Below are 12,111 nucleotides of genomic sequence, written 5' to 3' on the forward strand. Positions count from 1 at the left end.
AAATATCTAGACCTAAATAATTATTTCACAAGAGCCAATAGTTTTTCTAATTCAGCTTCAGTTAAACTCTCTTTATATAGCTCATTAACCTGCCATAAGCCACTTTCTCTAATTTTATCTTTTGTAGAGTGATTGCCTAACCAATTTTCTGAAGGTTTAATTTCACCGAATTTAGCTGCATTAGAAAGTGTTGAAGTGATTTTACTTTCCCAAAATAAGCGTTCTTCTTTAGTATTAACTTCAAAAACGCAAAATGAAAGATTAGTCTGAATATATTGGCTAATACGTTTTTCTAACGTTTTTTCAAACTCACGATCAATCCTTTTTAGTTTCTCCTCTCTTCCTTCTTTTGGAGTTATGTCAAGTTCCCATAAATCTAAATAACCTTGATTTTCTATGTTCAAAAAGCATCGACCTATATTTTTTCTAAAAATACTTCTATTCTTATTTTCTTTGACAAAATGCTGCATTAGACGTGAGCGTAACTGATTTTCACCAGTATGAGTTCCGACTCTCACTATTCTGTCCATTTTTCCAAAGCTTTCACCTTTCTCAAAGATGATATAAATACCATTTTTAGGTAGCTTAAACTTGTCAAAAGGGAACTTAAATCGTTCTTTCTTATTCAGCAGACAATGTAATTCACAAGCTAATGAAGTCATTCTTCTTTATTCTCCTCTAGTTCTTTATTTAGAAAACTTAATCTCTCACCTAATCTCATTTTATAGAACGGCTGTTCAATATGAATTAAGCTATCTTTAATTGGTAAAATATAGTTATTACCCGCTAAAATAATGAATCGATCACTTTCTAAGTCAACTTTCCATTTCAGTAGCTCAATAACTTTTTTGCCCCAGTTCAATCTATCATTTTTTTTCATTTTATTCAGCGTTACATCATAAGGTTCTATTACACTATCTAATTCAAGTAAATGATGCTTTGCCGACAGAATGTATATCGCATCAGGCTTAAGTTTATAGGCATAAGCTAGGCTCTTTTTAAATAGTGGACTAAGGTACAAATCTTTTGCCTTTGCCTTTTCATTTGCTTTCTTTGATACACAAGATAATAAAATAACTTTTTTCATATTATAAATATTTATACTTAAGTGATATAAAAACTATTTTCTTAACATTAATTTTATCTAAATAGCTCAACTAACTTATCCCCAAAGAAATAAAACACCAATCCAAAGGCGACAATAATTAAGCCGATGAATTTTGTGATGTTCACTTCTCGGATCGGCATTCCAATAAGACCAAAATGATCGATAGTGGTTGCGGTAATTAATTGTCCGACGATGATAAAAAATAACATCGCGGTAATACCGAGTTTAGGCGCAAGTAAAACCGTTGTGAAAACGACGATTGCACCAAGTATCCCACCGATTAATTTCCACCAAGGCTGTGAAGGGATAGCAGACAAATTGCCCCATAAATCGGTTTTCACCCAAGCAATAAAAAAGAGAACAATCGTTCCCACTGCAAAAGAAATAAAGGTTGCGATCACCGCTTCACCACTCATGGCTTTCGCCAACTGCGTATTAATGGCTGATTGCGTCGCGAGTGCGACACCTGCCGCTAAGGCGATAATGAGATAAACAAAAAACATCTAAACTCCCAACATAAAATTTGGCCTATTTTAACCTTTTCCTATTTGTCTTGTCGCGAAATGCTTTCCATTCGATAAAAATCGTCCAAAAATCAACCGCACTTTGCATTTCATTCATAAATACCTCAAAAGTTGTAAGTCATCTTACCTGTTTATTTGATCTCGATCACTATTTGACTATTCTTTATTTGACGGTAATCTTCAAATCCATACACTAAACCCCATTCGGAGCAATCGTTTGCGTAATGCGTATTGAAAGCAAAATAGACTGATTTTATCAACTCAATGGGAGGAATATCCATGACCCACATTATCGTTGCAACGCACGGTAAGTTTTCTGAAGAAATCGTCAATTCCGCCGCTATGGTGTATGGCGAAGATGAAAACTGCCATGTCGTGACTTTCTTACCGGGTGAAGGCGGTGAGCATTTAATCGAGAAATATAATGCGATTATTGCCTCGCTGCCTGAAAATGAACCGGTGCTCTTTTTGGTCGATTTATTTGGTGGTAGCCCTTATAACGCGGCAAGCCGAGTCGCCAGTGAAAGAGATAATACCGATATCGTCACCGGCATTAATCTACCGATGTTGCTAGAAGTGCTTGATGCTAAAGATGGCGCTAGCTTAGATGAATTGGTAGAAACCGCGAAAGAAGTCGGGGTCGCTGCCGTGAAATCCTTCCGTCAACCTAAAGAAAGCAAGCCTGCTCCAACACCCGCTGCTAAACCAGCTGAAGCACCAAAAACCTCTCCAAATCCAACCACACTTTCTGGCAATATGAACATTTCCTTATTGCGTATTGATAGCCGTTTAATCCACGGTCAAGTGGCGACCTCTTGGGCGAAAGCAGTGAAATGTGAAGCGATTTTTGCGGTAAATGATGATGTGGCGAATGATGCGCTTCGTCGTGATTTATTACTTCAAATTGCCCCTGAACATTTGAAAGCTTATGTGATTCCAGTGGAAAAAGCCATTAAGGTGTATCACAACCCGAAATATGCAGGTAAAAACATTCTTTGGTTGGTGACCAATCCAACAGACATCCTGCGTTTAATCGAGGGTGGCGTGAAAATTGATAAGGTCAATGTGGGCGGTATGACCTATCGCGAAGGCGATAAACTTATTTCGCAAGCGGTTGCCGTCAACCCAACAGATGTAGCGGCATTTAAACAGCTTTTAGATAAAGGCGTGGAATTAAGCTTACAACAAGTGGCGAGCAGCCCGAAATCAATGCTCACGCACAAAGAGCTTGATGCGATTCAATTTTAATTACGAGGACAATTCATTATGACAACAATGGAAATTATTTTAGTCACGCTCGTTGCCGCCATTTGCGGTATGGGGAGTGTATTGGACGAACGTCAAACTCATCGTCCTTTAGTTGCTTGTACCCTAATCGGCTTAGTATTAGGTGATTTAGAAACTGGTATTATTGTCGGTGGTACCCTTGAATTAGTGGCATTAGGCTGGATGAACGTGGGTGCAGCAATGGCACCAGATGCAGCATTAGCCAGTGTGATTGCGACTATCCTCGTCATCAAAGGCGGCCAAGATAAAGGGAGCGCATTAGCGATTGCGATTCCGGTAGCGGCTGCAGGTCAAGTATTAACCATCTTCGTTCGTACTTTAACCATCTTCCTTCAACACAAAGCCGATGATTTTGCCGCAAAAGCGAACTTCCGCGGTATTGAATTCTGTCACTTCAGCGGTCTTGCATTACAAGCGTTACGTGTGGCAATTCCAACCTTCTTCGTTGCATTAGTGGCAGGTACGGATACGGTGACCGAAGCATTGAACGCGATTCCTGAAGTGGTTACTCGTGGTTTACAAATCGCTGGTGGCTTTATCGTAGTCGTCGGTTATGCGATGGTCATCAATATGATGCGTGCAGGCGCGTTAATGCCATTCTTCTTCCTAGGCTTCGTAATCGCCTCTTTCACCAATTACAACCTTGTCGGTCTCGGTATTTTAGGCACATGCTTAGCGATGATTTATATTCAATTAAACCCACGTTTCCATCAATCTACTGCACCACAAGCAGTTGCAAAACGTGAATTAGCTGATGATGAACTTGAAGGACTATAAGGAAGAAATTATGACTGAACAAACTAAAAAATCATTAACAAAAGGCGATATTCGTAGCACTTACTGGCGTTCAACTTTCTTGCTAGGTTCCTTCAACTTTGAACGTATGCAAGCAATGGGTTTCTGTGTATCGATGATCCCTGCCATTAAACGTCTTTACAGCAAAAAAGAAGATCAAGCGGCGGCATTAAAACGCCACTTAGAATTCTTCAACACCCAGCCTTGGGTGGCATCATCTATCATCGGTGTAACCGCCGCAATGGAACAAGAACGTGCGAACGGTAACGATATTGATGACTCAGCAATCAGCGGGGTGAAAGTCGGTTTAATGGGCCCATTAGCCGGTGTGGGTGACCCAATTTTCTGGGGAACATTACGTCCTGTACTCGCGGCACTTGGTGCGGGCTTAGCCCTTACCGGTAGCCTTTTAGGGCCATTACTTTTCTTCATCGGTATCAACCTTTGCCGCGGTTTAACCCGTTGGTATGGCTTTAAATATGGCTATGAAAAAGGTACCACCATCGTTAACGATATGGGTGGCGGCCGCTTACAAAAATTGACGCAGGGGGCGTCAATCCTTGGTCTCTTTGTCATGGGGTCACTGGTATCGAAATGGACAAGCATTAATATTCCATTAGAACTTTCCCGCTATAAAAACCAAATGGGCGAAGAAGTGGTGACCACCGTACAAAGCGTGTTAAACGATCTTCTCCCAGGCCTTGCAGCGTTAGGTTTAACTTTCTTATGTATGTATTTATTACGTAAAAAAGTTAACGCCATGTACATCATCTTCGCCTTATTCGGCGTGGGTATTTTAGGCTATCATTTTGGTGTGTTAGCGTAATATATTATGATATTGCCTTCCCTCTTTCGCTTGAGGGAGGGCAAATTTTTAGCATGACATATAAATCCTATGAACCTGAAAGATCTCATCAAACCACCACCGGCTGAAGGCTATATCAAAAATTCATCCAATTTAGTGACCGCACTTTTTGTTCTGGCGGGCATTCTTTATTATCCTACTAATGGCTATGGTGCTGTCATCGCTTTAATTGCCGCACTGATTGTGTTAATCGGTCAAAAAATGCTAATTGCCCAAACCAATAAAGACTTCACCGAAATGCAGTTAGCCGAGAAGCAATTTCAAGAAACCCAAAACAGAGATTATCTCTACTTTATTGAAGCACGTGCTACCCAAATATTGCACGACAACAAAGTCCTTTCTGAAAAAGGCAAAAAAGAGTTGGAGAGATTACTGTCTGTCGTCAAAACGCATTTAGCATAGCTGATCCAAAATAATCATAACTTTTAGCTATATGAAATAAGCTTTTCTTCTTTTTCTTACTTAAGTTAGAAAGGTATTATCAAGCGGAAATTTATGATTTATCCCTTAGGAGTAGTTTATGTCTCAATTTAAAATTCACACTATTGAATCAGCCCCTGAAGCAGCACAAGAAGCTTTAAAAGCCGTAAAAAATGCCAATGGTTTTATTCCAAATTTAATTGGTGTTCTTGCGAACGCCCCTACCGCACTTGAAACTTATCGCACAGTGGGTGGCATTAATGGTCGTAACAGCTTAACGGCAACAGAACGCGAAGTGGTGCAAATTACCGCTGCCGTAGTCAATGGATGTGGTTTCTGTGTAGCTGGCCACACGAAGATCGCTTTAAAAGTATTAAAACTTGAAGAAGAGCTTGTAAACCAAATTCGTGCAACTGCTCGTATTGAAAGTGATAAAAAACTCGATACTTTAGCGCGTTTCACCCTTGCCGTTATTTTACAAAAAGCAAAATTAACGGAAGCGCAGCTTAAAGCATTCTTTGATGCGGGTTATACCCAAGAAAATGCCATTGATGTGATTTTAGGGGTTAGCCTCGCCACATTATGTAACTATGTGAACAACATTGCTGAAACCCCAATCAACCCTGAATTACAGGCATTTGCATAATCAAGCCAATATTAAAAGTGCGGTCATTTTTGACCGCACTTTTTTATTCCTTCACAAATTGTTTTATTTGATCTGAATTGAGATGCCCTGGTTGTTCTTTGATAAGGTTTAAATCCTTATCCAACAGCAAATTAAATGGATAGCCTAATACATTGGCTCGTTTAATGATTTCACCGTTTTCATCCAATAATACCGTGATATTTTTATAGTCCAAGCCTTTATACCAATTGATAAATTTTTGGCTATTTTGTTCGTTTTTTTGTCCAGGTGAGGCAATCGTAATCACATTAAAATCCAAATTCTTTTCAGCACTAAGATCGTCAATTTCCGCTAAACCTGCCAGACAAATTGGACACCAAGATGCCCACATTTTGATGTAAAGTGGTTTGCCTTGATATTGTGATAAAGATACAGTTTGATTATCCAATGTTTTCAATGGAACATCAGCCAAAGACACCTTTTCTTGTGCAAAACTCAATGGACTCAAAAATAATAAAAGTGCGGTCAATATTTTTTTCATTTTTTCCTCTTATTTCACAAAGGGAATCAAATCGCCATAACCTTGTTTTTCCATTTCATCCAATGGAATAAACTTAATCGATGCGCTGTTGATGCAATAACGTAAACCACCTTTATCACGTGGACCATCATCAAATACATGGCCTAAATGGGCATGGCCACTGCGACTTAACACCTCAATACGAGTCATATTAAAGCTATTGTCTTTTTGATACTCCGCCACTTCAGCGGCAATCGGTTTAGTAAAGCTTGGCCAGCCACAACCCGATTCAAATTTATCTTTGGAAGAAAATAACGGTTCTCCCGTGGTGATATCCACATAAATACCCGGCGCGAAATTATCCCAATATTCGTTACTAAAAGAGCGTTCAGTATGTTTACCTTGCGTCACATCATATTGAAGTGCGGTCAATTTTTGCTTTAATTCTGCATCACTTGGTTTGGGGTATTTTTTATCATCAATTAATGGCTCATCGGCTTTTTTGATGTCAATATGGCAATAACCATTCGGATTTTTCTTGAGATAATCCTGATGATACTCTTCCGCCTCTACATAATTTTTCAATGGTTCTACTTCAATTTGAATCGGCGCTTGATATTTACTTTGTAAGGCTTTCAATGCCGCTTCAATAACCGCTTTATCTTGTTCATTTTGATAATAAATGCCAGTTCGATATTGTCTGCCACGATCATTGCCTTGCCTATTAATACTGGTTGGTTCGATAACGCGGAAATAATATTGCAGTAATTTATCTAGCGAAATTTTGTTTGGATCGTAAGTGACTTTCACGGTTTCAGCATGATCTGTCGCATGCAATAATTGATAGTTGGTGGTATCACCTTTTCCATTAGCATAACCTGAAACGGCATCAGTCACGCCTTGAATACGCTCCATATAAGCTTCTAGTCCCCAAAAACAACCACCAGCAAGATAAATAATGCGTTGTTCTTGTTTGCTTTCCATTGTCATTTTTTGCTCCTTTGATGAGGTTGTATTATCAGCATACGTTAAACTACTTTGCAAACCGCCAAAAAGTGCGGTCAATATGAGAAATGTTTTTGTATATTTCATTTTCTTTCCTTATTATAGAAAAATCTTCAGCTTGCATTTCATTAGACGAAGACAAGCCCATTTTCTTACAAAATAAGGCAATTTTTTTACCGCACTTTGTGCAAGGAACCTTTATGCCAAACATACATCTCCGCAATAATTATCAAAAAGCTGTTGTTTGTATGGTGTTAGCTTACATCAGCATTGCCTTAATGGGCGTATTTGTAAAATACGCCTCTGATGAATTACCGTCCAGTGAAATTTTATTTTCCCGTTTCTTTATTGGTTTTGTGTTTCTCCTCCCCTTTTTAATTAAAGATGGAGATTTCAAAGTCGATATGTCGCAATGGAAATTTCTCGTTTTGCGCAACCTCGCCGGCATTGCCAGTATGTTGCTAACCTTCTACGCCATTAAATATTTGCCGATTTCCATTGCAATTTTATTGATGAATACGTCCGCACTTTTTGTGCCTTTATTGCTGTTTTTCTTTAAAGTCAGAACACCATTAAAAGTATTGGCTTGCAGTTTTATGGGATTTGTTGGTGTATCCATCATTATGCTGACCAACGGCTCAATGAATATCAACCCTATCCATGTAGGCTATGCTTTAGGTGCAGCAGTGCTAGCAGCCATGGCATTTATCAGCTTACAAGAGCTCAATAAACACAACTCACCTAAAAATATCGTGTTTTACTTTCACTTATTAGGCTCGATTTTATTGCCACTCTTTTTCATCACGCAGTGGAAAATGCCAACATTACATGGATTTACTCTGCTACTTTTAGTGGGCGGATTCGGTCTTATTTTCCAATTGTTATTGACTCGCGCCTTTAAATACGCGCCTGCAAATGTTATTACGCCTTTTGCTTTTACTGGCGTGATTTTCTCCAGCATCTGTGACTGGCTCTTCTGGGATAACGTACCTAGTCTGAATTTCTGGATTGGTTCATTAGTCATCATTATCGCTGTCAACTTGCTTGCTAGAATGCGGGCAAAATAGAGAAATCCGACCAAATAGATAAAATATAACTATTCTCAATAACATTGTTTGAGTGTATAATCCAAATGGTTTTTATTATTGAGGACACATTATGAAAAAATTATTCAAAACCACTTTAGCTTCTGCATTATTAATGGTATCCGCATTCGCTAGCGCCGTGACGGTTAAAGATGCGAAAGGTGAATTTACCCTTGATAAAACCCCAAGCCGTGTTGTGGCATTGGAATATTCTTTTGTGGATGCTTTAGCCCAAGTCGGTGTTAGCCCAGTGGGTGTGGCTGACGACAACAAAGTCGATCGTATTCTGCCGCAAGTACGCGAAAAAATTGCTGCATGGCAATCCGTTGGTACGCGTTCTCAACCGAGTCTTGAAGTGATTGCTTCTCTCAAACCCGATTTAATTATTGCTGATCCATCTCGCCATACTGCAGTATTTGAAGAATTGAAAAAAATCGCACCAACGGTGATGTTTGATTCCCGTCATGAAAGCTACCAAGAAAATCTTGAAACCGCGCAGAAAATTGGTGATTTAGTCGGTAAAAGTAGCGAAATGAAAGCAAAAATCAATGAACATAATGATTACATTGCCAACATCGCAAAAAATTTAGGTGTGCAAGGCAAAAAAGCCTCATTTGGTACTTCCCGAGAAGATAAATTTAATATCCAAAATGATAATGGCTATGTGGGTAGTTTCTTAACGACATTAGGTTTTGCCCCAACTAAACTCAATAGTGATCAAGCTTTCGTAGAAATCAACCTTGAACAATTAGTAATGGAAAAACCGGAATACTTGTTCATCGCCCATTATCGTGATGAAAGTATTGCGCGCAAATGGGAAGCTGAGCCACTTTGGAAAGCCATTCCTGCCGTAAAAGCGAACCATGTTTACAGCGTTGACGCCGACATGTGGGCTCGCGGTCGTGGCTTAGAAGCGAGCAAAATTATGGCAAAACAAATTGAAGGTTTCGTGAAACAAAAATAATGATGAAGTCCACTTTCCGTTGGGGGCTTCCCCTTATCATTCTGGCTTTCCTATTATGGGGAAGCCTGTTTTTGTATTATCCCATCGAAATTCGACCGCTTGCAGCTTTACAAGCGCTCCTCCCCGATGGCGACGAAATTGCCAAAATTACGGTAGCCGATTTACGCCTACCGCGCGCATTAGTTGGCATGATTTTAGGCGCCAATCTTGCGGTGGCAGGAGCGTTGCTACAAACCATTACGCGCAATCCACTTGCCTCGCCTACACTACTTAGCGTGAACTCTGGAGCCAGTCTTGCCATGGTAACCGCCAGTGCGTTTAGCCCCTTGATTCTTTCTGGTTATAGCATTGCTTTAGTGGCTAGTATCGGTGGCGGTCTGAGTTGGTTTGTGGTGATGCTGATCAGCAATGGCTGGAAAGACAACAGTGGAGATCGTAGCCGAGTGATTTTAGCAGGGATTGCCGTATCACTACTTTGTGCAGCACTCACTAAATTGGTGCTGATTATCGCGGAAGATCATGCCTTCGGTATTATGAGTTGGCTAGCTGGCGGCATTGCACATGCTCGTTGGAATGAATTATTGACGTTATTTCCGTTCTTTATTTTGACCGCACTTTTCTGTCTATTCTTTGCTAGTCGTTTAAATTTACTCAATTTAAGCGATGAATCTGCGCGTTCGTTAGGCATCAATCTCTTCCGTTTACGTTGGTACGCTAACATCATGGCGTTATTGATTGTAGGTTCAAGCGTGAGTGTTGCTGGCCCAGTAGCCTTTATCGGCTTACTAGTGCCCCATCTGGCACGCTATTGGATTGGTTATGACTTGCGAAAATCGCTCCCTATGGCGATGTTACTTGGCGCAATTTTAATGCTCGCTGCAGATACCATTGCCCGCGCGGTCAACTTTCCTAGCGAAGTGCCTGCTGGTGCGGTGCTTGCCTTAATCGGTGCCCCAGTCTTTGTATTATTTGCCAGAGGAAGACACTAATGCGAACCTCTCATGTATCTTTTCGTGCTATCAGCTTTTATGTCGTCACGCTTAGTCTAATGGTACTGCTCTTTGGATTGAGTATTCGCCTTGGCACTTATACGCTTTCTTTTGAGGAAATTTGGGCGGCCTTTCAGCCTGATGATAAAAACTATTTTACCTTGATGGAATATCGCCTACCCCGTGCAGTATTAGCGATTTTATTAGGCGGAGCCTTAGCAATTTCTGGTGTGTTAGTGCAAAGCGTGGTGCGCAATCCACTTGCCTCTCCCGATATTTTAGGGATTAACAACGCGGCTGGGTTGGTTGCCGTTTCGGTATTGATGTTCTTGCCAAACTTAGCATTTTACTGGATGCCAATTTTTGCCTTTTTAGGAGGTGTGCTCTCTTTTGCCATTTTATGGATCGTGTGCGGTTTTAACTTCCGCCCTATCAAAATGGCAATCATTGGGGTCGCACTTTCCGCATTGTGGGCAGCCATTAGTCATTATCTGATGCTGACCAATCCGGTCGAGATCAACACGGCTATGTTATGGCTCACAGGAAGCCTATGGGGACGCAGCTGGTCTTATTTGAATGTGGTATTACCATGGTTAGTGGTATTGCTGCCTTTGCCATTTATTTTCTGTCGCGATCTCGATACCCTTGGTTTAGGTGAAAACAAAGCCTCCACCTTGGGCGTAACCGTAAATAAAGTGCAAATCAGCGTTTTAGTGTTAGCGGTAGCCCTTTCCACTACAGCTGTGGCAATTTGTGGTCCGATTGCCTTTTTAGGCTTGGTTGCTCCACACCTTGCTCGTCGTTTAGTCGGCGGCAGACATCTCACCCTATTACCGGCAGCCTTGATTATTGGCGCCCTCTTATTACAACTTTCGGATATTTTGGCGCGGGTGATTGACCCACCAACGGAACTGCCGGCAGGTATTCTGACCGCGATTATCGGTGCGCCATATTTCTTCTACTTATTGATGAGAACTAAATAATGAGCATTGAAATCAATAATTTATCTTTAGGTTATCAAGATAAACTCGTGGTTAAAAATCTGTCGCTAAAATTCCCGAAAAATAAAGTGATTGCGTTAATCGGCCCAAATGGTTGCTGTAAGTCCACCACATTAAAAGCGGTGGCTCGCTTGCTTAAGCCGAAGCAAGGCACAATCACCCATAAAGGCAAGGACATTTGGCAAAAAAGCCCTAAAGAATATGCCCAAGAATTGGCTTTTCTCCCGCAGCAACACCTCGTACCAGAAGGGATCAAAGTACGCGAATTGATCGCTTACGGGCGTTCGCCTTACTTAAATCTATGGGGTAAACTCAGTCAAAAAGATGAAGAATTGGTGACTTGGGCGATGGCACAAACGCAAACTGCCGAACTCGCCGAACAGTTGGTTTCCGATTTATCTGGTGGTCAGCAACAACGTGTATTTTTAGCCATGACACTTGCACAAGATGCTGAATTAGTGCTACTCGATGAGCCTACCACTTATCTGGATTTAAACCGCCAAGCTGAACTTATGGGCATGATGCGACAAATGCAACAAAACGGTAAAACGGTGATTACGGTGTTGCATGATCTCAACCAAGCCTGTCGCTATTGCGATCACTTAATCGTGATGAAAAAAGGTGCAGTGATGGCACAAGGTACACCTGATGAAGTAATGACCGAAGAGTTGCTGAAGGATGTGTTTGATTTAGATGTCATCATTTATCGTGATCCTATCAGCAACACACCGATGTTTATTTTGAAATAACATTCAATCACTTCTCTAAATATAAAATAGGCGTTTTATTTTACTAAAACGCCTATTTTCTCACCTAAAGCGCCTACTTTATCCACAATTAATTTCTTCATAGCTTATAAAGAGATCCGACCACTTTACGAAACTTAAACTTTCTTTACATTGTCTGACATAAAGAAGCACTAG

At 40.6% G+C, this 12,111-nt stretch carries 14 protein-coding genes and 1 pseudogene; 10 read left to right on the top strand and 5 right to left on the bottom strand.

Annotation, left to right across the window (positions count from 1 at the left end; genetic code table 11):
- Positions 1–20 precede the first annotated feature (20 nt).
- Genes AC979_RS04375 through AC979_RS04385 form a run of 3 tightly spaced genes read right to left on the bottom strand, consistent with a single transcriptional unit; the run spans position 21 to position 1,611 of the window.
- Positions 21–662, bottom strand: coding sequence for a hypothetical protein (locus tag AC979_RS04375; protein ID WP_049373011.1), 642 nt, complete (start codon positions 660–662; stop codon positions 21–23).
- The gene (locus AC979_RS04380; protein ID WP_049373013.1) at positions 659–1,087 is read right to left on the bottom strand and encodes a DUF6884 domain-containing protein; all 429 of its coding nucleotides are present in this window, start codon (positions 1,085–1,087) and stop codon (positions 659–661) included. Before AC979_RS04380 ends, AC979_RS04375 begins: the two co-directional genes overlap by 4 nt.
- Before the next feature lie 53 nt (positions 1,088–1,140).
- Positions 1,141–1,611, bottom strand: a complete 471-nt coding sequence (locus AC979_RS04385; RefSeq protein ID WP_049373015.1) for a DMT family transporter — start codon at positions 1,609–1,611, stop codon at positions 1,141–1,143.
- 300 nt (positions 1,612–1,911) lie between these two features.
- Here AC979_RS04385 and AC979_RS10140 point away from each other — a divergent pair, with 300 nt between their 5' ends.
- From AC979_RS10140 to AC979_RS04410, 5 genes and pseudogenes are all read left to right on the top strand, one after another.
- Positions 1,912–2,880 carry a mannose/fructose/sorbose PTS transporter subunit IIB gene (locus AC979_RS10140; protein ID WP_065420563.1) on the top strand — a complete coding sequence of 323 codons (969 nt, stop codon included), beginning with the start codon at positions 1,912–1,914 and terminating at the stop codon, positions 2,878–2,880.
- A gap of 18 nt (positions 2,881–2,898) precedes the next feature.
- On the top strand, positions 2,899–3,696 hold the full coding sequence (locus AC979_RS04395; RefSeq protein ID WP_005695178.1) for a PTS mannose/fructose/sorbose transporter subunit IIC: 798 nt from the start codon (positions 2,899–2,901) through the stop codon (positions 3,694–3,696).
- Between the two features lie 10 nt (positions 3,697–3,706).
- Positions 3,707–4,540 (top strand): PTS mannose transporter subunit IID, encoded by an 834-nt coding sequence (gene manZ / locus AC979_RS04400; protein WP_049368117.1) that lies wholly within the window; start codon positions 3,707–3,709, stop codon positions 4,538–4,540.
- A gap of 69 nt (positions 4,541–4,609) precedes the next feature.
- Positions 4,610–4,978, top strand: a pseudogene (locus tag AC979_RS04405) (hypothetical protein); the annotation flags it as partial.
- Between the two features lie 121 nt (positions 4,979–5,099).
- Positions 5,100–5,645, top strand: a complete 546-nt coding sequence (locus AC979_RS04410) for a carboxymuconolactone decarboxylase family protein (RefSeq protein WP_005698926.1) — start codon at positions 5,100–5,102, stop codon at positions 5,643–5,645.
- A 43-nt stretch (positions 5,646–5,688) separates the two neighbouring features.
- Here AC979_RS04410 and AC979_RS04415 read toward each other — a convergent pair whose 3' ends face one another.
- The gene (locus AC979_RS04415; protein WP_049373018.1) at positions 5,689–6,165 is read right to left on the bottom strand and encodes a redoxin family protein; all 477 of its coding nucleotides are present in this window, start codon (positions 6,163–6,165) and stop codon (positions 5,689–5,691) included.
- Positions 6,166–6,174: 9 nt separating this feature from the next.
- A complete protein-coding gene (gene msrAB / locus AC979_RS04420; RefSeq protein ID WP_049373020.1) occupies positions 6,175–7,236 on the bottom strand; it encodes a bifunctional peptide-methionine (S)-S-oxide reductase MsrA/peptide-methionine (R)-S-oxide reductase MsrB in 1,062 nt (353 codons plus the stop codon).
- A 113-nt stretch (positions 7,237–7,349) separates the two neighbouring features.
- On the opposite strand from msrAB, the gene AC979_RS04425 reads away from it, so the two are divergent.
- From AC979_RS04425 to fecE, 5 genes are all read left to right on the top strand, one after another.
- Positions 7,350–8,216: a DMT family transporter gene (locus AC979_RS04425; RefSeq protein ID WP_049373022.1), complete on the top strand. Its 867-nt coding sequence runs from the start codon at positions 7,350–7,352 to the stop codon at positions 8,214–8,216.
- 91 nt (positions 8,217–8,307) lie between these two features.
- On the top strand, positions 8,308–9,198 hold the full coding sequence (locus tag AC979_RS04430; protein WP_049373024.1) for a Fe(3+) dicitrate ABC transporter substrate-binding protein: 891 nt from the start codon (positions 8,308–8,310) through the stop codon (positions 9,196–9,198).
- Positions 9,198–10,187 carry an iron-dicitrate ABC transporter permease FecC gene (gene fecC / locus AC979_RS04435; protein WP_049373026.1) on the top strand — a complete coding sequence of 330 codons (990 nt, stop codon included), beginning with the start codon at positions 9,198–9,200 and terminating at the stop codon, positions 10,185–10,187. The genes AC979_RS04430 and fecC overlap by 1 nt, the downstream gene beginning before the upstream one ends.
- A complete protein-coding gene (gene fecD / locus AC979_RS04440; RefSeq protein ID WP_049373028.1) occupies positions 10,187–11,170 on the top strand; it encodes a Fe(3+) dicitrate ABC transporter permease subunit FecD in 984 nt (327 codons plus the stop codon). The genes fecC and fecD overlap by 1 nt, the downstream gene beginning before the upstream one ends.
- A complete protein-coding gene (fecE, locus tag AC979_RS04445) occupies positions 11,170–11,937 on the top strand; it encodes a Fe(3+) dicitrate ABC transporter ATP-binding protein FecE (protein ID WP_049373030.1) in 768 nt (255 codons plus the stop codon). The genes fecD and fecE overlap by 1 nt, the downstream gene beginning before the upstream one ends.
- Positions 11,938–12,111 lie beyond the last annotated feature (174 nt).

This window comes from Parahaemophilus parainfluenzae, assembly GCF_001053575.1.
GTDB lineage: Bacteria > Pseudomonadota > Gammaproteobacteria > Enterobacterales > Pasteurellaceae > Haemophilus_D > Haemophilus_D parainfluenzae_S.